This is a genomic window from Corallococcus aberystwythensis (assembly GCF_003612165.1).
Taxonomy (GTDB): domain Bacteria; phylum Myxococcota; class Myxococcia; order Myxococcales; family Myxococcaceae; genus Corallococcus; species Corallococcus aberystwythensis.
This window is the reverse complement of the sequence record NZ_RAWK01000070.1, coordinates 1-19,794: the sequence shown is the minus strand read 5'-3', so window position 1 is coordinate 19,794 and position 19,794 is coordinate 1. Positions and strand designations below refer to the sequence as shown.

At 68.9% G+C, this 19,794-nt stretch carries 17 protein-coding genes and 1 tRNA gene; 10 read left to right on the top strand and 8 right to left on the bottom strand.

All coding sequences use genetic code 11. From position 1 onward, the window contains the following. The first annotated feature begins 103 nt into the window (after positions 1 to 103). From D7W81_RS13720 to D7W81_RS13705, 4 genes are all read left to right on the top strand, one after another. A complete protein-coding gene (locus D7W81_RS13720) occupies positions 104 to 784 on the top strand; it encodes a MotA/TolQ/ExbB proton channel family protein (protein ID WP_120555815.1) in 681 nt (226 codons plus the stop codon). Between the two features lie 558 nt (positions 785 to 1,342). Then, positions 1,343 to 2,152 carry a DUF2092 domain-containing protein gene (locus D7W81_RS13715; protein WP_158621586.1) on the top strand — a complete coding sequence of 270 codons (810 nt, stop codon included), beginning with the start codon at positions 1,343 to 1,345 and terminating at the stop codon, positions 2,150 to 2,152. Then, positions 2,149 to 2,490: a hypothetical protein gene (locus tag D7W81_RS13710; protein ID WP_120555813.1), complete on the top strand. Its 342-nt coding sequence runs from the start codon at positions 2,149 to 2,151 to the stop codon at positions 2,488 to 2,490. The genes D7W81_RS13715 and D7W81_RS13710 overlap by 4 nt, the downstream gene beginning before the upstream one ends. Positions 2,491 to 2,525: 35 nt before the next feature. Beyond that, positions 2,526 to 3,833, top strand: a complete 1,308-nt coding sequence (locus tag D7W81_RS13705) for a hypothetical protein (RefSeq protein ID WP_120555812.1) — start codon at positions 2,526 to 2,528, stop codon at positions 3,831 to 3,833. A 30-nt stretch (positions 3,834 to 3,863) separates the two neighbouring features. Here D7W81_RS13705 and D7W81_RS13700 read toward each other — a convergent pair whose 3' ends face one another. From D7W81_RS13700 to D7W81_RS13675, 6 genes are read right to left on the bottom strand one after another with little or no spacing between them, the layout of a single operon-like run. After that, a complete protein-coding gene (locus D7W81_RS13700; RefSeq protein WP_120555811.1) occupies positions 3,864 to 4,877 on the bottom strand; it encodes a phosphotransferase enzyme family protein in 1,014 nt (337 codons plus the stop codon). Between the two features lie 8 nt (positions 4,878 to 4,885). Continuing rightward, positions 4,886 to 6,634 (bottom strand): hypothetical protein, encoded by a 1,749-nt coding sequence (locus D7W81_RS13695; RefSeq protein WP_120555810.1) that lies wholly within the window; start codon positions 6,632 to 6,634, stop codon positions 4,886 to 4,888. A 6-nt stretch (positions 6,635 to 6,640) separates the two neighbouring features. Continuing rightward, on the bottom strand, positions 6,641 to 8,134 hold the full coding sequence (locus D7W81_RS13690; RefSeq protein ID WP_120555809.1) for a TolC family protein: 1,494 nt from the start codon (positions 8,132 to 8,134) through the stop codon (positions 6,641 to 6,643). Beyond that, positions 8,131 to 10,242, bottom strand: a complete 2,112-nt coding sequence (locus D7W81_RS13685; RefSeq protein WP_120555808.1) for an ATP-binding cassette domain-containing protein — start codon at positions 10,240 to 10,242, stop codon at positions 8,131 to 8,133. Before D7W81_RS13685 ends, D7W81_RS13690 begins: the two co-directional genes overlap by 4 nt. Beyond that, complete coding sequence (locus D7W81_RS13680) at positions 10,239 to 12,968, bottom strand: ATP-binding cassette domain-containing protein (protein ID WP_120555807.1); 2,730 nt, start codon at positions 12,966 to 12,968, stop codon at positions 10,239 to 10,241. The genes D7W81_RS13685 and D7W81_RS13680 overlap by 4 nt, the downstream gene beginning before the upstream one ends. Positions 12,969 to 12,970: 2 nt before the next feature. After that, the gene (locus tag D7W81_RS13675) at positions 12,971 to 14,188 is read right to left on the bottom strand and encodes an HlyD family secretion protein (RefSeq protein WP_120555806.1); all 1,218 of its coding nucleotides are present in this window, start codon (positions 14,186 to 14,188) and stop codon (positions 12,971 to 12,973) included. A gap of 516 nt (positions 14,189 to 14,704) precedes the next feature. Between D7W81_RS13675 and D7W81_RS13670 the strand changes: the two genes are divergently transcribed. The 6 genes from D7W81_RS13670 to D7W81_RS13645 all read left to right on the top strand — a co-directional run bounded on the left by D7W81_RS13670 (position 14,705) and on the right by D7W81_RS13645 (position 18,982). Next, positions 14,705 to 15,031: a hypothetical protein gene (locus D7W81_RS13670; RefSeq protein WP_147445470.1), complete on the top strand. Its 327-nt coding sequence runs from the start codon at positions 14,705 to 14,707 to the stop codon at positions 15,029 to 15,031. Positions 15,032 to 15,240: 209 nt separating this feature from the next. Then, positions 15,241 to 15,314, top strand: a tRNA-Ile gene (locus D7W81_RS13665). A 140-nt stretch (positions 15,315 to 15,454) separates the two neighbouring features. Then, a complete protein-coding gene (locus D7W81_RS13660) occupies positions 15,455 to 17,038 on the top strand; it encodes an AlkA N-terminal domain-containing protein (RefSeq protein WP_120555804.1) in 1,584 nt (527 codons plus the stop codon). Next, positions 17,031 to 17,552: a methylated-DNA--[protein]-cysteine S-methyltransferase gene (gene ogt, locus D7W81_RS13655; RefSeq protein WP_208721296.1), complete on the top strand. Its 522-nt coding sequence runs from the start codon at positions 17,031 to 17,033 to the stop codon at positions 17,550 to 17,552. Before D7W81_RS13660 ends, ogt begins: the two co-directional genes overlap by 8 nt. A gap of 31 nt (positions 17,553 to 17,583) precedes the next feature. Then, positions 17,584 to 18,399, top strand: a complete 816-nt coding sequence (locus D7W81_RS13650) for an isocitrate lyase/PEP mutase family protein (protein ID WP_120555803.1) — start codon at positions 17,584 to 17,586, stop codon at positions 18,397 to 18,399. Positions 18,400 to 18,409: 10 nt separating this feature from the next. Continuing rightward, a complete protein-coding gene (locus tag D7W81_RS13645) occupies positions 18,410 to 18,982 on the top strand; it encodes a class I SAM-dependent methyltransferase (RefSeq protein WP_120555802.1) in 573 nt (190 codons plus the stop codon). Here D7W81_RS13645 and D7W81_RS13640 read toward each other — a convergent pair. Together D7W81_RS13640 and D7W81_RS13635 are read right to left on the bottom strand one after the other, a co-directional pair. Beyond that, positions 18,958 to 19,239, bottom strand: a complete 282-nt coding sequence (locus D7W81_RS13640) for a hypothetical protein (RefSeq protein WP_120555801.1) — start codon at positions 19,237 to 19,239, stop codon at positions 18,958 to 18,960. The two genes, D7W81_RS13645 and D7W81_RS13640, sit on opposite strands and share 25 nt — an antisense overlap. Before the next feature lie 32 nt (positions 19,240 to 19,271). Beyond that, on the bottom strand, positions 19,272 to 19,565 hold the full coding sequence (locus D7W81_RS13635) for a hypothetical protein (protein WP_120555800.1): 294 nt from the start codon (positions 19,563 to 19,565) through the stop codon (positions 19,272 to 19,274). Positions 19,566 to 19,794 lie beyond the last annotated feature (229 nt).

Genomic DNA, 19,794 nt, shown 5'->3' with positions numbered 1-19,794 from the left:
GCGTCCATGCGCTTGCGTACCTTGGACACCGTTCCCGTCACTGCCGTTCCCTCATGGGGCCACGCCGTGGCCCACGCGCACGGAGGCGCGTCTCGTTCCCGCCATGAACTTCACAATCGCGGGTCTGTGGACCCACATGGGTCCGGTCGCACAGCTCATCGTCATCGCCATGGGTGTGATGTCGATGGTGTCCCTCCTCATCCTCGCCGAGCGCACCATCGTCTTCCGCGCCTCCCGCCGCCAATCGCGCAGGTACGCCGCGCAGCTGGACGCACTGCTCGCCAGTGGCGACTTCGACGCAGCCGCCGAGGTGAAGACGGAGAAGGATGTGGGCTACCTGGGGAGGACCATCCGCGCGGGGCTGACGGCCTACCGCATCTGCGCCACCGACAGTCGTGAGGAGGTCATGGAGTCCGTGGCGCGCAGCCTGGAGCGACAGGCGCAGCGCGAGGTCCAGAGCCTCAAGCGCGGCCTGGGCCACCTCGCCACCGTGGGTTCCACCGCCCCCTTCGTGGGCCTGCTCGGCACCACCATCGGCATCGTCACCGCGTTCCAGGAGATGGGCGCCGCGAATTCGGGCGGCATCGGTACCATCTCGACGGGCATCTCCGAGGCGCTCGTCACCACGGCCTTCGGCCTGCTCGTCGCCATCCCCGCGGTCATGGGCTACAACTCCTTGCAGGGCTGGGTGGATGCCCGCGCGGTGGACCTCTCCGAGGCGAGCAACGAGTTCCTCGACGCCGCGTCCCGCGCCCTCAAGCGCACGCGCGTCACCGTGCGGTGATGCATCAGGCGAGGTCCGGACGTGATGCCGGACCCCGCCCAGGCTTCCTGGCGGCTCAGCCCTCGCGAGTCGAGTTCCGCGATTCGGCAGGATGCGCGTCGTCGCAGACCGGCGCGGCGGCGTCGGACTGGAGGAACTCGACTTCCATCACGGAGGCCGTGGGCTCAATAGGCGTGGGGGCGGGTTCAAAGCAGTAACCGGCATCACCACACGTGGTCCGCTCAGCGGTCCCGAAGAAACAAACGGTGCCGCACCCCACTCGTGGGGCAGCTGGAATCCTTGAGATTGAGCCGCTTGTGCATCATCTCCAGGGTCTTCTCGTCGCGCTTCGGGTCTGGGGCGTTACGGCATGCAGGGCCTTGCAGAGAAGCGTGCCGGCCGCCTTCCGCGAGCCACCAGACGGCGCGGCGGTCGAGCCGGTGTGCCTTTGTACCCGGCGGCCGAGCCCCCAATGTCCTGGAGCAATGGCCGAAGACGTGAGGCGAAGGCCGCCTGGCGTCCGGGGCGTTTCTCGCGACCCAGGAGGGGCTGATGACAGACACAGGCAGCAGCGTAAGGTTGAGGAAGAGGTGGGGCGGGCCCCTGCTCGCCCTGTTCCTGGGAGCAACGCCCCTGCTCGCGAGCGCACAGCAGGAGCCAGCTGCCGCCGAGCGCGCCGAGTCCGAGGCTCGAATCGACCCCCAGGCGCAGCGCATCCTGCGCCAGATGAGCGACTTCCTCGGCGCGCAGCGGGAGCTCTCCGTCCGCACCGAGGGGACGCTCGATCAAGTGCTCGACTCGGGGCAGAAGGTCCAGCTGCAGCGCGCGGGTGACGTGCGCCTGCAGCGGCCCAACCGGCTTCGCGTGGACCGCGCCGGGGACCTGGCCAGGCTCCACCTCTTCTACGACGGCCAGCGGCTCAGCATCCACGGCGAGCAGGCCAATGCCTATGCGACGACGCCCGCGCCCTCCACCCTGGACGCCACGTTGGACATGGCCTCACAGCGGCTCGGATTGGATGCGCCCGGGGGGGACCTGCTCGTCAGCAACCCCTACACCGCCCTGACCGAGGACGTGCGCTCCGGGAAGTACCTCGGCCGCGCCAAGGTGAATGGCGTGTCCGTGAACCACCTGGCGTTCCGCAACCGTGACGGTGTGGATTGGGAGCTGTGGGTCGAGGACGGCCCGCGGCCCCTGCCGCTCAAGTACGTCATCACCTCCCGGGACCTGCCGGGAGCACCGCAATACTCGGTGACCCTGTCCGATTGGAACCTGTCGCCCCAGCTCACCCCGGACCAGTTCCAGTTCACGCCCCCACGCGATGCCATGCGCGTGTCGTTCCTCGCACCGGACTCGCAGGGCGGAGCGCAGCAAGGAGGCTCGAAATGACGACGCACTCGCGCAAGCCCCGCCAGCGGGCGGCGGCGATGTTGCTGGGGCTCTTCTTCATGGGAGAGCTGCTCCCGGAGGTGGCCCTGGCCCAGAACTACGGCACGTCGCGCCGGGTAGCGCGGCGCACTTCAAGACGCACGGCCACCCGTCATGACGTCTATTCCGGCAGCGCGAGCACGACCGTGGTGGCGGCACCGGCGGGCGCCCAAACCATCACGACGCTTCCCGCGGGCTGCGCTGCCTCGACGGTGGGCGGCGTCGCCTACCAGCAGTGCGGCGGCGTCCGCTACCGCCCCTTCTACCAGGGGGACACCCTCGTGTACGTCGCCGAGTAGTCGGTGGAGCACGCCCCGGGAGGAAATGACATCCGGTGAAACAGCCGTCGGGGGTCGTGTATCGGGCTGCCCGCGTCTTGACGGAAAACGGACGGCTCGAGTCTATTCAGGGCATGGCCACTCTTCGCGACTTCAAGACGGTCTTGACCGAGCTGCGCGCTGCCCGGAACGCGCTTCCCCAGGAGACAGCGAAGAACTTCCTGGGGTTTGGCGGAAGCAAGGTCTACAAGCGCGATGACGCGAGGGCGCTGGGGCAGGACCTCATTGATATCTGCGCTGATTGTGTGAACGCCCTCGAGGACCGCTCGACGGCCCGGTTCAATTTCAACAACGAGGTCGCTGTCATTGATGCCTTGTTGAACATCCAGATGGTCACCAAGCCGAAGGCCCAGGTTCAACGCCTGCACGCGGCGGCGCTCGCGTTGAGGGGGCATTGCGAGACAACGGCGACCATCAACCGGCTGGATGCGGTTTCCACCCGGGGCGACTGGGCTGGCGAGAAGGCCATCGATGTCGTCATGGCCGAGCTCAGTGGAAATCGCGGGCTGCTGACCGCCAGGCAACTCGCGGGGCGGGCGCAGTTGATCATCAACAACGCTGGCGACCCCGCCAACATCGACGACGGTGATGGGTGGAACTCCAGCAGGCGCGCGGTCGTCGCGGAACCGCTGGAGCGGGTCCCCGAGGCGAGCCGGGACCTCGTAGGGGCCGCGAAGGAGACGTCGCTCGACGCTCGTCAGGCGGGCCTCCTGGCCATCTGCCATGCCACGGCGGCCGGGATGATCAACGTCCTGGGCCGCAAGCACGCCACCTACAAGGCGGGAGGCAGGGGCCCTGTCCTTCGCGAACAGGCGCGGGCCCTCGCCGTGCAACTGTTGTCGGATCACAACAAGCTCTATCTCTTGCATTTCCGGTGCACCGCCCAGGCGGACGGGCACTCGTTCATGCTGTGCATGAATCATGACGGCACGGTGACGCTCTCTGAGTCCTGGGCGAACCCGGCGGGCAACGGCCTGTTCCTGGAGCTTCAAGGCGACAAGGTGCGCAGGCACAGGGCGGAGATTTCGAACGCCAACGCCATCGGCGCCGTCAACCGGATCTTCGACGCATCCCCCGCCGTCCGGACCCAGGGCTATACCCGGCTCTCACAAGCCTATGATGACTGTGTGCGCTACGAACTGCGCGCCCATGACGAGCATGCGGAGGGGCATGAGTGCGATGACTCCTGCCGGGCCAACGACGCCGACATCTCCATCGTGGTCCGCGCCCGGCAGCTCACCCGGCCGGCGACGGTGAGGAACCGGCTCACGGAGCTTCGAGGCGTCTACGACGCCATTGGCTAGGGGCCGCCCCAGCCCCATCCCTCCCATGCGCTAGAAGCTCGTGAAATCAAGCTGCAGGACGGGTGTGTCCGCTTCGATGTCGCGCCGGAACCGCCCCCACCGGTCGAGCGTGCTCTCGTCGAGCACGGCCGGGTCGCGATACTGGTGGAACAGCGCGTAATTCATCGAGCGCTGGAGCGCGAGCAGGTCCGGCACGGCCGCGAGCCACTCGCGCTCCATCCGCCGGAGCTCCCGATACCCTTCGAGGAACGGCCCCAGGAACGCAGCGACCGCTTCGTCGCGCGCCTCTCGAGCCTCGCCTCGCGCGATGTAGAAGAGGAGTACCGCGATGTCCTTGACGAACCACGCGTACTCGCAGTTGTCGAAGTCGAACGCGGTGATCTTCCCTTCGGCGAAGCAGAAGTTGTGCATGTGGAGATCGGCGTGGATCAGCCCGTAGCTCTCCGGTGTTCGCGGGAGCTGGTTCAATCGCGCGATGATCTCCGCGGTGCGCTCGCGAACGAGCTTCTCCTCGGGAGGCGCGAACCGGTCGATGTCGACCACGTCGTACTCATGCCATTCCTGGCGCTTGAGCCTGGGGCTCGAAGGCGCGTAGGTCTGGGCGCGGTTGTGGAGCCGCGCGAACAGCCGGCCCATGTCGCGGAACAGGGGGGGCTTCCAGTAGCGCTCCTTGAGCGGAGGCGCGTCGTCGAAGACGATGCCCGGCGCGCGCTCGAACGCGGTGGCGACGAAGTAGCTGCCGGGCTCGCGGTCTTCGATCCGCTCCACGAACTGCCCCGAATCGGAGAGGACCGGCGAGGCGATGGGAATGCGCGCGGCGGCCAGATAGCGAACGAACTCGACCTCACCCAACGTGTAGTCGATTGTTCGCCGCGTACTGTGCGAGATGCGCAAGATAAGGCCTTCGCCGTCGTCGTTCTCCGCCTCGTAGACGAAGTTCTCGAAGGCCGCGAGCTCGGTGAGCTGCTCGGGCGACAGGCCATACCGGCGCGCAGCCTCATCGCGAATCGGTTCGTGGAAGCGGCGGACGAGCTCTGGATGCATCGGACCCTCTAATCCTTCAACGTGAGGCTGCTCTCACCGTAGCCCAGCACGGTCGAGGCAGAGTGGCTGGTGACCGAGACGCCCAGGCCGCGCGCGAGGGTTTCCGCCAACGGGGGGCCATTGCGCGGCCGCGTGAACACAGCCAGGTCCGTGCCGGTCAGGGGGTGATCCGGGCGCCGGAGCCGCTGGTTCAGCATCGCTTGCTCCCGCTCGACGACGCGCAGGCACCGGCGCTCGAGGGCGAACGCGCTGGCAGCGACGCCAGCGAGCTCACCGCAGAGGGGCTCCGCCACGACCTTGTCTCCCGGCAGCCCATGCGCGAAGAGCTCGGCCAGTCGCCGCTGGCTCGTGGCCTGCTCGGCGGGATCCAGCTTCGCCAGCTCGTCCAGCGAGGTGCCCTGCGGCGTGCCGGGGAACGCCTCGCCGATGCGCGCGAACAACCAGCGGCTGAGCTTGATCTCGCGCTGGTAGGTCTCGGCGAGTGGGAAGTCGTCCCGGAGCAACGGGTAATGCGCGACGTCGATGGGCGCCTCCACGAACTCCTGGAGCGCGGTGCGAGGGAGGTGTCCGGCGAACGCCGCCCGGAGCCGTTCGTGGAGCAGCCCCTGGGTCGCGCCGAGGAAGCGGACCACCGATTCGACGCGCTGCCCGAGCAGGCCGTAATCGATCGCGGCGTCGAGATCGCCGAGGCGCGCTGCGATGTCGGGCTGGGCCTCGATGGGTGCCGGGGCCGCGCCGGTCAACACCTGCAGATATTCGTTGATCAGCGCCGGCGGCCCGGCGCACACGCCGTGCGGACCATGGAAGACCGCGTGACGCTCGGCATAGTCCAGAATCGTCTGCGCGGTGACGGGCTGCTCGGGGGCTTCGCGCACCAGGTCGTTGGTGACCAGGCGAACTCCGTCGATCAGCCGGAACATGGCCGAGAGCCCGTTGTCGAGCTCTCCGTTCGGCACCGGATGGGTGCCCCGCACCAGCACGTACCCGACCGACGCGAGCGTGCAGACGACCATCATGTGGAGCTCGCCCGCGGTGAGCACGCCCGGGGTCCGGGGCGGCATGCGCGCGAGGAAGGCCTTGCGGAACTGCTCGGTCAGCGAGAGCAGTTCCGGCCACTGACGCGCCATGGCCTTCATGGCGGTCACGTTCATCGGGAGTTCGCTCTGGTACCGGCTCCCCGCGTAGTGGCACTGCTTGCGCACGGTGGGGAGATCGAGGAACAAGGTGCGCGGTGCGACGTTGTTCTCGCCCACTTGCCGGCCGTCACCGTCGAGCGCCGGATGCGCCACGCGGTAGACCGGCACGACCACCTCGAGGTTCGAGAGCTCGAACGCCCGTCCGAACGCCTGTTCGGTCAGCACGGGGCAACGATTGTCGCGGGCGCTGAACGTGAGCGGCTCACGCCCGGCTGGCACCTCACCCAACCGCTCGGGGAAGGACACCGCGGTGCGGCCCGTGGGCGCATCCGAGACCCGCCTCAACACCCGCTGTTCGATCAATGCTTCGAGCAGGTCCCGGATCTTGTCCCAGGAATGGGGCGCGCCGTCCGACCACGCCATGGCGTCGGAGGCTTGAAATTGCTCGACCTGGAGCAGCTTCTCGCCCAGGGGCGCGATGTCCGGCTCGTCGAAGATGAGCTCCACCTCGCCATAGAAGAGATGCAGGACCTGCTGGCCATTCCCTGTATCGAGCCGGTCGTGCGTGAGCCGCCTTCGATTGGGAATGTAGAGCATCTCATCCGCTTGCAGCTGTGCCATGGCTTCTCACTCCCGCTCCAGTGTGACGTCGCGCGACCAGGTGCCGCCGAGCGAGCGATAGACCTCGACGCGATGGTTGAGCAACAGCCGTTGCGCTTGCAGACTTGCGCGCTCGAGCCCGACCAGATTCGTCAGGGCGGTGAGCACCGTCAGATAGTCCGATTGCCCCTGCTCGAAGATCCGCCTCGCCTCGTCTAGGAGCTGCCGCCCGAGCTGGACCTGCGCACGCAGGCTGCGCAGGCTCGTCGCCTCGTTCTCCTCCTGGACCACGGCATCCTGCACCCGTCCGATCGCGGTGTGCAGCGCGAGCTGGTATTGGACGTGGCGACGCTGGAGCTGGATCGGCAGTCGCATGTACTCGGTGACTCGCCTTCCATCGAACAGGGCCCAGGTCAGGCCCACCCCGACGACGGACTCGCCCAGGACCGGCTCCTTGAGGCCGTACTTCGAAGCGCCCACGTTGCCCACCAGTTCGATCGTCGGAAGCCAGCTCGCCAGGTTCGCGTTGATGCGGTGCTCGACCTCGGCGACGCGAAGCTCCGCGAGCCGCATCTCGGGCGTGTTCACGTTCAGGTCGCCCGGCGTTCCGAGTTTCGGTGGGGGCGGGAGATCGGGAAGCTGTCGATCGAATGGAATGACGTCGTCGGCGGGGCTGGGTACCCGGCCCAGCAGCGACTTCAGCTCCGAATTCAAGAGCGCGTTCCGGGTGGCGATCAGTGGCACCTGCGATTCGAGGTTCAACAGCAGCTGCTCCTGCTGCAGCACCACGAGCCGGGGCGTGAGGTGCTGCTCGAACCGCGCTCGAATCAGCTGGAGCAGCTCCTTGTTGTAGGCGATCTGCCGCAGCGTGAGGTCCCGGAGCGCACGGGCCTCGAGGATATCGAACCAGATCTGGGTGATCCGCACCGCGAGGTCCTGGACGCGGCCCTCGGTGAGCTGCCGCTGCTGCTCGGCGAAGTTCAATCCCGCGCGCCGCTGCGCATCGAGGGCTCCAAACAGGTCGACCTGGTAGGCCACGCCGACACCGACGTTGGCGACGCTGTACTCGGTCCGGGTTGGCGGCGCGGGCGGAAGGTTGGCGACGACATGACGCAGCCCCGCCGGGCTCAGGATGCCGACCTGGAGCGGGTACCACCAACCTTGCGGCACGGCCGGGTCGAGCTGGTTCTCGTAGATCAGCTCCCGCGCGTCGCGCAGGGCCAGGTTGTCGCCGAAGCACTCCTGGATGGCCGTGTCGAGAGCCGGATCGGCGAACGCCGTCCACCAGACCGAGTCCTGGGTGACGGGCTCGGCTGGCTGCGCGGGCACGCCCTCCTCCGGCGGCTGCGGGCTTGGAACCCCGCCCTCGGGTGCGCTGGACGGTGGGGGCGGCTCGGTGCGCGGATCGACGGCGGTCGAGTAGCTGCTCGGCGCCAGAGGCGGTTCGACGACGACGGGACGGATCAGCTCGCAACCGGAGCAGAGCGTCGCGAGGAGGGCGAGCGTGAATCGAAGTCTCATGGGTGGCTGACGACCACGAGGGCTTTCGCGTGGTTGAGGACGCAGCGCTGCGCGACCCGCATGGTCTCGGGATCGAGGGAGGCGAAGCTCTCGTCGAGGATGACCAGCTCGACCCCCTGCAGCAGCGTGCGCGCGATGTAGAGCCGGCTCTTCTCGCCGTGCGAGAGTTGCCAGCCGGTCTCGCCGATCATCTCCTCGAGGCCGGCGGGCATCTTGGCGATCAGTTCGTCCAGCCCGAGCTCCTTGCACAGCGCGGCGGCCTTGGTCCGCAGCTCGGGCGAGGTCGGCCACTCGCGCCCGAGCAGGAGATTGTACGCGAAGCTGCCGGACAGGACGTGGTTCTCGTGGAACTGCGGCGCGGCGGTGATGCGCTTGCGCCAGCCCGAGGAGCCGAACGTCGCGCGGTCCAGCGCGTGCAACAGCATCACACCGCCCTGCGGCGTCCTCAGGCCCGTCAACAGCGACACCAGCGTCGACTTGCCACCGCCCGAGGGGCCCTCCAGCAGGATGCGGTCGCCCTGCGCGATCTGGAACGAGCAGTTCTCGAGCACCGGCCGGGTGCGCGCGTCGTGCCGGAAGGTCACGCCCCGCGCCTCGATGAGGGTCCCGCTGGCGGCGTCGGTGGGCTTGCCTCCCTCCATTTCGAGAGGGACTTTCGATTCGAGCTCGGGGCGGCCCACCGCGAGCAACAAGTCGCGGATCTGCTCGAACGACACCGCCGCCTGGGAGACCTGCTGGAAGTAGACGGCGACCTCGTCGAAGGCGCGCAGCGCCAGCAAGATGCCGCCCACGGACACCGCCAGCGCGCTGGCATTGGCCGTACCGCTGCTGAACGCCGGCAGCAAGGTCAGCAGGCCGAGCACCAACCAGCCGTCGCGCAGGAGCGCGGTCAGCTGCATGGTCCGGCGATCCATGACCTTCGAGATCTCGGAGTAGGAGCTCAAGCGGACGTCTTCGCCGTCATGCCAGCGCTCGAGCGGAAGCTGCGCCAGCCGCGTTCGATGGCCGAGCATGCGCTCGAGCAGGTCGTGGGTGATCTCGACGCGCGCGCTCGACCACGCCCGCTGGACGCCGTAGTGGCGGCGCGCGAGGACGAACGCGACCACGACCCACAGGACGAGCACCATCGCCTGGGGCCACCCTCCCGCCCCGAGCACGAGGATGACGCCCGCCAGGATCAAGTCGACGAGCGACAACACCGCGAGCAGGGCGCCGCCGACCGCAAGCTGCTCGACGACCTCGGCCTCGGCGACGCGGCCGAAATGGCGGCCGATGCCGTCGAGCCGCACCTCGTCGGGGGTCAGCTTGAGGGTTCCCGCAAGGAGCTGCTGCTTCAGCAGCGTTCCGAGCCGGATCGAGAACACGCCCTGCCACCACACCTCGAGCATGCGCAGCGGAATCGCGCACGCGATCACGGCGATCCACCCCAGGAACCAGCCGGTCTCGAGGTGGGCCTGGAGCGCGGCGCGACCGAGCAACCAGAACGAGCCAGCCAGCACCACCGAGAGGAGCGTGTGGCTCACGAGGATGCCGGCGGCGAGCGACGGGATGTCGCCGAGCAGCGTCCGCCGGCTCGCGGTGCGCCTGGGGCGCATGATCCAGCCGGTGCGCAGCTGCGCCTGGCCGAGCCGCTGCAGCAGCATCTGGGAGCGGGCGTGCTCGCGCGCACGGGGCGACATCTCCACGCCGCCGAGCAGCTGGTCCACCTCGGCGGCGGTGGCTTCCTGCTCTTCGCGCAGGAGCGCGAGCGCGCTCTTCGTCTGGACCGAAACCACCGTGGCGTCGCGCGCGAGCAGGCGCAGCTTCCCGCGCCGCGTCCCCAGCAGCACCAGATAGGACGGGACGCCGTCTCGCCGGACCTGGAGGATGCAGGGCGCGGCGCGTTCGAGGACGTCGGGCAGCTCGTGGTAGAGCGGCGTGATCGGCTCGAGCTCCACGCCGAGTCGATCTCCGAGCGCGAACATCCAGACCCGGCTCGGCTCGACGGCCGCCGCGGGCGGAGCGATCTCGCCCGCGGCCCTGCCATAGCCTTGCCTCTGCGCCAGCTGCTCCAGCGCGTCGGGCAATCGCTCGACCGGCCACAACAGGTCGGAGTGCGAGCGCGTCATCCCGCCAGCTCCAACTTGCCTGCGACGGGCTCCGCGACCGGCGTCTCCACCGGCTTCGGCGCCGGCCTCTCCACCAGCTGGCCGTCCGAAAGCCACCAATGGCGCCAGCGCCCACCGCCCCAGAGCAGCGTGCGATTCTCCTGGTCGGCGCGAAGGAGCACGGAGTACCGCGACTCCTTGTTCGCGAGCAGCTCCTTCGGCGGCCCGTTCTCGAGGATCCGGCCGTTCTCGATCACGAGCACGCGATCGAACTCCTGGGTGTGCTCGACGTCGTGGGTGACACAGACGAGCGTGATGTCTGCCCAGAGCCGCCGGGACTCGGCGAGGAGCCGCGCGCGCCGGTCGCGATCGAGACCGCGAAAGGGCTCGTCGAGGATGGCCAGGCGCACGCCGGAGCGAAGCATCGCGCGCGCCAGGCGCACGCGCTGCCCCTGGCCGCCCGAGACCAGCCCTCCGCCTTCGCCCAACGACGTCTGCAGCCCGTCTGGAAGCGCCTCGAGGATGTCGAGCATCTCGGCGCCCTTGAGCGCCCCCGACAGTGACCAGCCGTGCGCGCCGTCGTTGCCATACCGGAGGTTGTCGATGAGGCTCTGGTTCCAGAGACTGATCGACGGATCCACCCAGGCCGTGGTGCGCCGCAGCCGCTCGACAGCGGCCTGATCGAGCACCTGCCCGTCGACCTTGATCTCGCCGCGCGCCGGCCGGAGCCAGCCGAGCAAAAGGCCGACCAGCGTCGACTTGCCTGCTCCGGAGACACCGACCACGGCCACGTGCTCGCCGGGGGCGATGTTCAAGGAAACCTTGTCGAGGATGGTGTGGCCGCCGCCTTTCACGCGGACCTTCTCCATCACGATCGAAACGCCGCTCGCGGCGTCCGCGGGCGCGACAGGCTCCTGCACTGGCGCCTCGGGCCGGGCCGGCGGATCCTTGATGTCGCCGATGACGTCGAGGAGCCGGCGAACCCGGTTCATCGCGTTCGGGAACGCGCGGCTCAGCATCATCAGCCGCTGGCCGAGGATGGGGAAGCGCAGCGCCCAATAGACGACCAACAACACCAGCGAAGCCCGATCGGTGCCCTCGAGGTACGAATAGACGAGCAGCATGACGAGGCCGTAGCCCACCAGCATCAGCCCGCCTTCGAACCCGACCGACAGCGTCTGGAGCCAATAGCGCGCCTTGCTCCAGCTGACGAGCAAGGTCTCCTGCGCGCGGCGCAGCGACCGCTCGGCGCCGTGGATCCGGATCGGCGTGAGCCCGACGAGCGCGTTCAGGGTGAATCCGCTGAGCGCGCCTGAGTGCATCTGCACGCGCAGGTCGGGCTCGAAGAGCAGCTTCTGCGCGACCAGGGGCACGAGCAGCGTGACCGCCGCGAGCGCGAGCACGATGTGCCATGCGTGCGGCGCGGCCCAGATGAGCGCGGCGGTGATGCTCGCGACTTCGAGCGACAGGACCAGGGCCTGCGAGAGCAGGAGCGGCAGCGACCGCATCGCCTGGATGTTGTGCGTGCGAGACGCCATGTCGGAGGCGAGCCGGCTCTGGAAATAGCGGTCCTCCATCTCGGGGAGCTTCTCGAAATACGCCTTCCGCAGCCGCACCTCGAGCCGGCGGCCGATGCCGAGCAATCCCAATGAAATAGGGATCTGGATGAGCATGAAGCAGAGCGCGACGCCCGCGAGAACGGCCATGCCCGTCGCACGCTGCGCGAACGTGCCGAGGTCGCGCCCCAGGTCGAGCACGCCACGGAGCATCAGCGCTTGCAGGATCCGCCCGAAGGTGGCGAACACCAGTCCCACCGCGATCAGGCCCGGAACGACCCACGAATCCTCGCCTCGCAGGCGGAGCAGCGTTCGCGCCGGGCTCACCTGCCTGGCGACGAGCTCCGTCGCCAGGTCGCTCGCGAGCACGGCTCTCGGCGCGTCTTCGCCCGCGGGCGAAGCCTCGCGCCAACCGCGAATCCGCATCAGCACCGCGCCGGTCATCGACACCTCGCCCTCCACCTCGGGGTTGGGGCGAACGGACCAATAGGCAGCGGGAATGGGCACCTGGCCGGAAGCGTCCTTCGCCATCATGGATTGCAGCAGACCCGCCGCCGTCCGGCCTCGCCGGACGGCGCCCGCGCGGATCATCGCTTCGGACGCCCGGCACGCGGCGTCGAGCCTGGCGATCGACAGATACCCGGGGTCCTCGAGCGCCCGGGCAACCAGCGCCCGCGCCTCGGTCGCACCCAGGTCCAGCAGGCGGCGCTCGAACGTCGCGACCGCCTCCTCGGACCCGGCCCATTCGCGCCAGCCGGTCTCCGGAACGGACGTGGTGTGCTGGTACAGGTGGCTCAGCAGCGTCGAAATCCGGGTCCAGTGACGGCCCGCCGCCGGGTCCATGACCTGGATGAACGGGCCGACGCGATTCCACAGCACCACGAAGTGCGGCCGTCCTCCCGCGCTGAGCGTGACGATGATGGCGGGAAGCGCCTTGGCTTCGGGGACCACCACGTGATCGAGCGGAAGCATCACCTGCTCGGAGTCGAGCCCGAGCTGGTTCGCGACTTCATCCAAGGTGACGATCGAGGTGCCGTCGACGTCCGTCTGACACACTTCGCGAAGGACGCGATAGTTGAGCTCGGCGCCCATCCCCGCGAACAGGCTCTTGAGTGAAGCGGGACCGCAATCCGTCGCCGAGATCTGGATGACCTCGGGAATGATCGAGCGCCGACGCCTGGGAGCAGTCATGGTCAGCGGGCCTCGGCTTCGGGCCGAAACACGGTCGTGGGCTGCTCTTCAGGCTGCGGATTCCATTCGCCAACCGCCCGCATCAGCAGCGCGACAGGCGACGCCCGCGCGACCTCGACCTCCACCGTCAGGGTCATGCCGTGGCGCAGCTGGATGCGCGGATCGTCCGGCGGTGCGAACTTGAGCTCGACGCGCACCGTACCGGGGATGGCCTCGGGCGTGGCGGTCTGGCCGGGCTCGGTCCCGACGGCCGTCACCCTGGCGGGGACCGTCCCGTAGATGGTCATCGGGTAGCCGTCGAGCTTGAGGCGCGCCGTTTGACCGGGCTGGATCAATCCGACGACCTCCTTCGGGAAACGGGCGCGCACCCGCACCTCGGCATCGCTCGCGACGATGGTGCCGACCCGCTGCCCGTCGGCGATGAACGCTCCCGCGCCGAGCTCCGCCACGTCGACCAGGTGGCCCGTGGCCGGCGCCCGATACAGCTTCCGCTCGATCTGGTACTCAAGCCGGTCGATGGTGCCCTGGAGCTCCCGGATCCGCCCCTCGGCGCCCAGCGCCTCGCGCTCGAGTTCCAGCAGCTGCGCGGCGAGGGCTTGACGGCGCACGTTCTGCTCGTGCCGCAGCCGGGTGAGCGCCAGGCCCTGCGCCGTCTGCGCGTAACGGAGCGCGTCGACATCGGTCGTGCGCTCGAGCTTCTCCATCTCCGAGACCGAGCCCGTCGGGCTCTTGAGGGCCAGCTGCTCCCGTTCCACCGCGAGCCGGTGCCTGGGCGCGAGCTCCTGCTCCCTCCCCAGCGCCTCCTTGATTGCGACCTCATCCACCCGTGCCGTCAAAGCCGCCTCTTCGCGCTTGTTGGTGATCTGCTGGCGGATGATGGCGAGCTCCTTCTCGGTCGCGGCGAGCGTCGCCTTGCTCCGCCCGAGTTCGAGGCGCTCGACCCGTGCGTCGAACTCGATGAGAAGGTCGCCTTCCTTGACCTCCTGGTCGAGTTTGAGCAGCGAGAGCACGACCCTGCCCGCGCTGGGCGGCTCAATGCGATGGACGGCGTTGTGTGGCTCGATCCGCGCCTGTGAGCTGGCCTTGACGAGCGGGACCTTGGCGAACATCGACCAGGCGATGAGCCCGCCGGCGCACAACACCATCAGAGCGACGAACACGAGGCGCGTGTCCGACTCGTAGTTCAGGGAACGAAGGGTCCGCTCGAAGGGATATGCCATGGTCCTCGAACCAAGGTCGCCTTAATGGTCGCACCGTGTCAACACCTCGGCCACTGCTTTGTGATTCACGCCCCCATGCTCTGAATACGGGCACCTCGATGCGACGCGGGACTTCGTCGCATCGCCGCAATGCGTTGCACATTAATCCTTGGTTCGATTTGACATCCAGATTCGAGTACACGTAGCCTTTCGAATTGAAAGGAGGCACGACATGAAGATCAAGATCCACGTTCGCGGCGGCCCGAAGGCGCGCTAGTTGTCAGTCGTTTTGACGCCGGCTGTCGAGGCGTGTCGTTCCTCGTTTCCGATTATCAGAGGGGGGTTGATGGGAATTTTCCATCAGCCCTCTTCTCATTTCTGGCAACGTCTTGATCTTGCAGGTGCTCGTTCCTGCCTGCCAGGTTGCTCCAGAACCTCTCATGCGCTTGAGCCGCATTGATGAGTGAATCGGCCTGCTTCGAATGACTTAGCACCATCCTCCCGACCTGCTGAGTCAGCCACCTTTGGCAAGTCATCATGGTTTCAATGTTTCAATGGCAGCAGCTCGCCTCCATCCAGGGGCTGCACGTCACCTTCACCGGCGCAAGCAAGGACGGCCTCGCCGACGCGCTGCTCTACAGCCCGGGCAGCGGCACCTCGACGCTGTACGCCAACACCGGCGACGGGTTCGTCGCCCAGCGGGTGGTCGCCTTCGCGTCCTTGGGTGGCGCGATGAGGACGCTGGCCCTGCCAGTCCCCGTGGGCGTCCTCGCGCCGCTGCCAACCGCGGAGCCCGAAGCGGGGACACCCGGCGGCACCGCCACCGCCTGCACCATCCAGGACGCGGCGGCGATCCCCGGCTAACGACTTGATGGCCGCGATGCGGTGGCGCTTGGCGACAACTTCCTTGTTCGGGTCCCACGCCCCGTCGTTCATGGCCCGGGCAGGCAGCCGGTCCAGGGGCGGAAGGTGGGCGGGTGAACCCTCCAGCGGCCCTGTCAGGAAGAGCCTGGGTGCCCCGTCCGAAGTTCTTGCGGTCACGGCGCGGGCCCGGTATACGGGCCGGGCTTCACGGCCAGGTAGCTCACCTGGTTAGAGCGGCGGTCTCATAATCCGCAGGTAGTCGGTTCAAGTCCGACCCTGGCCATCAAGCAGCCCCGGAGTCACTTTCCCAAGTGATTCCGGGGCTTTTTCTTTTCCGCCCTGGCCCAGGGGGCGCGGCGGCGGCCCCACGTCCACGTCCGAAAACGGCCAGACATCCAGGGTCCGCCGTGTGACCTTTGTCCCATGAACGGCCTGGACCCCGCCGCCTGCTACCGCGCGATGACGACGCGGGACTCCCGCTTCGACGGGCGGTTCTTCACCGCCGTGAAGACGACGCACATCTACTGCCGCCCCATCTGCCCGGCCCGCGCGCCCCGCTTCGAGAACTGCACGTTCTACCCCACCGCCGCCGCCGCCCAGGAGGCCGGCTTCCGGCCGTGCCTCCGCTGCCGGCCGGAGACCTCCCCCACCCTGGCGCCCTGGCGAGGCACCTCCGTCACCGTGTCGCGCGCCCTGGCCCTCATCGCGGACGGCCTGCTGGATGCCGACGATGCCAGCGTGGACGTGCTGGCGGGCCGGCTCGGCGTCGGAGACCGGCAGCTGCGGCGGCTGTTCCAGCAACACCTGGGCGCTTCCCCTGTCGCCGTGGCCCAGACGCGCCGCGTGCTCTTCGCCCGCCAGCTCATCCACGAGACCTCCCTGTCCATGGCCGAGGTCGCCCTCGCGTCCGGCTTCGGCAGTGTCCGGCGCTTCAACGCCGTCTTCCGCTCGCTCTACGGCCGTCCTCCGGGCGTCATGCGCCGTGCCCGCGTGGCCCCCGCGGCCTCCGCCGTTCCCACGGTGACGCTCCTCATCCCGTACCGGCCTCCCTATGACTGGGACGCGATGGTGGCCTGGCTGGGGGCCCGCGCGCTCACGGGCATGGAGCACGTCGAGTCCGGCCGCTACCTGCGCGCCTTCACGAACGCCTGGGGCCAGGGCGCGCTGGAGGTGTCTCCCGCTCCAGGGCTCGACGCCCTGCGAGCCACGCTGCGCGTCAGCGACGTGCGGATGCTGCCCTCCGTCGTCGCCCAGGTCCGGCGCGTCTTCGACGTGGGCGCGGACGTGGAGGCCATCCGCGCGCACCTGTCGACGGATGCTCTGCTCGCGCCGCTGCTCGCCGCTCGGCCCGGCCTTCGCGCTCCGGGCGGCTGGGACGGCTTCGAGCTGGCGGTCCGCGCCATCCTGGGCCAGCAGGTGACGACCGTCGCCGCGCGGCAGCTGGGGCAGCGGTTGCTGGACACACATGGAGGAAGCCTGGACCCGGCGCTCACCGGTGATGCCCGCCTCCTGCGCGCCTTCCCCCGCCCCGAAGCCCTCGCCACGGCGGACCTCACCGGCATGGGCATGCCGGCCGCCCGGGCCCGGGCGCTCTCCCAGCTCGCCGCGGCGGCCGTGGCGGACCCCACGCTGTTCCAGCCCGGCCCGTCGCTCGCGGACACCGTCGCCCGCTTCACGCGTCTGCCTGGCATCGGCGAGTGGACCGCCCAGTACATCGCCCTCCGCGCCGTGCGGGAGACGGATGCCTTTCCCGCCTCCGACGTCGCCCTGCTTCGCGCCGCGACGGAAGCAGGGGGCCCACGTCCCACGTCCGAAGCACTGCTCCAGCGTGCCGAAGCCTGGAGCCCGTGGCGCGCGTACGCCGCGCAGCACCTCTGGACCTCGGTGGCCCTCCAGGACCGTGAGTCCAAGCGGGACTCGCCTTCTCCGGCCAGAACCCGGCCACGGTCCTCACGCACCGACGCGCGTCCCTCCACCGCTCCTTCCCGCCGGAAAGCCCATGCCTGACCGTCTGCGCTTCTTCATCGATTCCACCCCCACTCCCGCTGGCGTGGCGCTCCTCGTCTGTGATGAGGAAGGCCGTCTGCGCGCGCTGGACTGGGAGGGCTACGAGGCTCGCATGCACCGGCTGCTGCGCCTGCACTACGGCGAGGGCGGCTGCGTCCTGGAGCCCGCGCGCGACCCCTCCGGCCGCACCTCCGCGCTCCAGGCCTATCTGGGCGGAGACCTGGGCGCCATCGCCTCCCTCCCCGTGGAGACCGCCGGCACCCCCTTCCAGCGCGAGGTCTGGCGCGCCCTCCGGGAGATCCCCGTGGGAACGACCACCACCTACGGCCGGCTCGCCGAACGCATCGGCCGGCCCAAGGCCATTCGCGCCGTGGGCCTGGCCAATGGCGCCAATCCCATCAGCATCGTCGTCCCCTGTCACCGCGTCGTCGGCGCCAATGCCTCGCTCACCGGCTATGCCGGAGGCCTGGAACGCAAACGCTGGCTGCTCAATCATGAGCAGACCCACGCCTGAATCCCTCCCACCCCTACCGGAGCTTCCTCGCATGACCTCCCGTCCAGACACCGCCAGCTCCTTCCGCGCGATGCACCAGGGGCCTGACCTGCTCCTGCTCCCCAATGCCTGGGACGCCGGCAGCGCGCGCCTCTTCGAAAGCCTGGGCGCCCGCGCCATCGCCACCACCAGCGCGGGCGTCGCCTGGGCGCTGGGTTACCCCGACGGCAACGCGCTGCCCATCGACGTGCTCGTCGCCACGGTGCGCGCCATCGCCAGCGTGATCCGCGTGCCCCTCACCGTGGACGCCGAAGCGGGCTACTCCGACGACCCGGCCACCGCCGGTGAGAACGTGGCCCGCCTCCTGTCCGAGGGCGCCGTGGGCTGCAACCTGGAGGACGGCAACGGCCCACCGGAGCTGCTCGCCGCGAAGATTGAGCGCGTGAAGCAGGCCGGCGCGCGCCTGGGCATCGACGTCTTCGTCAACGCGCGCACGGACGTCTACCTGCGCAAGCTCGCGCCGCCCGAGCGCCGCGTGGAGGAGACGCTGGCCCGTGCCGCCCGCTACCAGCAGGCCGGCGCGGATGGCCTCTTCGTCGCGGGCATCACGGACGCGGCCGACATCCAGGCCATCACCCGGGGCACCCCGCTGCCCGTGAACGTGCTCGCGCGGCCGGACCTCCCCGCTCCGGCGGAGCTGCAGCGGCTGGGCGTGCGGCGGCTCAGCGCCGGCTCCGCCATCGCGGAATCCATCTTCGGCCGGGCTGGGGCACTCGCCTCCACGTTCCTCCGCGAGGGACACTCCGCGAGCCTGTTTGAAGCCGCCGCCAGCTATCCGTCCCTCAACGGGCTGATGACCCGGAAGTAGGAACCGCGCCATGTCCCAGGAGGATCGCCAGCGCTGGAACAGCAAGTACCAGCAGTCCTCCGCGCAGCGCGGACCGTCCGGCTTCCTCCGCTCGCTCGAGGACCGGCTGCCACGCACGGGCCGGGCGCTCGACCTGGCTGGCGGTCCGGGACACGACGCGTGCTGGCTCGCGCAGCGCGGGCTGGACGTGACCTTGGTGGACATCTCCGACGTGGCGCTGGCACAGGCGGAAATGCACGCGCGTGACGCGGGCGTCTCCCTCACGTGCCTGCGCCTGGACCTGGAGGCGGATGCGCTGCCGCCGGGCCCGTTCGACCTCGTCGTGTGCTTGAACTACCTCTGGCGGCCGCTCTTCGCCGCCGTGCCGCGGCTGCTCGCACCGGGCGGGCTGTTTGTCTTCGCCCAGCCCACCCGGAGCAACCTGCAACGCCACCCGCACCCGTCCGCGCGCTTCCTCCTGGAGGAGGGGGAACTGCCTGGCCTGCTCCAGGGGCTCCAATCCCTCTCATTCACCGAGGGCTGGACGGACGCCGGACGTCACGAGGCGCGAGTGCTGGCTCAGAAGCTCCAGCAGGCGCCGTAGGCGGTACGGCCACAATAGTGGTTGGCCCTGTCCTGGCACCCGCCCTTGGGAACATTGTCGGTGAGGGTGAGCCAGGTGCTGGTGGAGGTGCACTTGATGGAACACCGGCGCGCGCCGTCGTCCCAGCCCTCACAGAGGGGCTGCTCGGACGTGGTGATGGAGGGCGTCTCTGGCATGGGCGCCTCCGTCTCCATTCCACCACAGGCCATCAGGAGGGAACCGAACGCGAGGCTGGCAAGAAGGGTCTTCATCTTCATGGGGATGGGTCCTTTTTCGGGGGGGAGGTTTTTCAGAAGCTCCAGCAGGCGCCGTAGGCGTTGCGGCCACAGAAGGAGTTCGCCGTTTCCTGGCAGTGACCCTTCGCGATCGGCGTGTCCAGGGTGATCCACCCGCTGGTGGAGGTGCACTTGATGGAACACCGGCGCGCGCCGTCGTCCCAGCCCTCACAGAGGCCCTGCTCCGTGGTGGCGAGCGAAGGCGTCGTGGAGTCGGAGGCATGCGCCTCCAACCCCGGCTCCATTCCTCCGCAGGCCATCAGGAGCGAACCAAACGCGAGGCTGGCGATGAGCGTCTTCACATGCATGGGGGGCCTTTCGGATGATGCCGGCGGGTTGCACGGCACTCCGACCATACCATGTAAAACGTATTTTATCACCAAGACCCGGATTGCCCACCTAATGGGCCATCCCTTGGCTCACTCATTCAATTCAAAAACTCCGCGAGGAGGGAACCGACGGCGAGGCTGGTGGTGAGCACCGGCGGAGTGCGCGGCGCCGGGCGTTGATACATCATCCGCCCGGCCCGCCCCAAAC

Coding starts and splice junctions, on each gene's coding strand:
- D7W81_RS13720 (WP_120555815.1), top strand. CDS start 104: ATGAACTTCACAATCGCGGGTCTGTGGACCCACATGGGTCCGGTCGCA.
- D7W81_RS13710 (WP_120555813.1), top strand. CDS start 2,149: ATGACGACGCACTCGCGCAAGCCCCGCCAGCGGGCGGCGGCGATGTTG.
- D7W81_RS13700 (WP_120555811.1), bottom strand. CDS start 4,877: ATGCATCCAGAGCTCGTCCGCCGCTTCCACGAACCGATTCGCGATGAG.
- D7W81_RS13695 (WP_120555810.1), bottom strand. CDS start 6,634: ATGGCACAGCTGCAAGCGGATGAGATGCTCTACATTCCCAATCGAAGG.
- D7W81_RS13690 (WP_120555809.1), bottom strand. CDS start 8,134: ATGAGACTTCGATTCACGCTCGCCCTCCTCGCGACGCTCTGCTCCGGT.
- D7W81_RS13685 (WP_120555808.1), bottom strand. CDS start 10,242: ATGACGCGCTCGCACTCCGACCTGTTGTGGCCGGTCGAGCGATTGCCC.
- D7W81_RS13680 (WP_120555807.1), bottom strand. CDS start 12,968: ATGACTGCTCCCAGGCGTCGGCGCTCGATCATTCCCGAGGTCATCCAG.
- D7W81_RS13675 (WP_120555806.1), bottom strand. CDS start 14,188: ATGGCATATCCCTTCGAGCGGACCCTTCGTTCCCTGAACTACGAGTCG.
- D7W81_RS13670 (WP_147445470.1), top strand. CDS start 14,705: ATGGTTTCAATGTTTCAATGGCAGCAGCTCGCCTCCATCCAGGGGCTG.
- D7W81_RS13660 (WP_120555804.1), top strand. CDS start 15,455: ATGAACGGCCTGGACCCCGCCGCCTGCTACCGCGCGATGACGACGCGG.
- ogt (WP_208721296.1), top strand. CDS start 17,031: ATGCCTGACCGTCTGCGCTTCTTCATCGATTCCACCCCCACTCCCGCT.
- D7W81_RS13650 (WP_120555803.1), top strand. CDS start 17,584: ATGACCTCCCGTCCAGACACCGCCAGCTCCTTCCGCGCGATGCACCAG.
- D7W81_RS13645 (WP_120555802.1), top strand. CDS start 18,410: ATGTCCCAGGAGGATCGCCAGCGCTGGAACAGCAAGTACCAGCAGTCC.
- D7W81_RS13640 (WP_120555801.1), bottom strand. CDS start 19,239: ATGAAGATGAAGACCCTTCTTGCCAGCCTCGCGTTCGGTTCCCTCCTG.
- D7W81_RS13635 (WP_120555800.1), bottom strand. CDS start 19,565: ATGCATGTGAAGACGCTCATCGCCAGCCTCGCGTTTGGTTCGCTCCTG.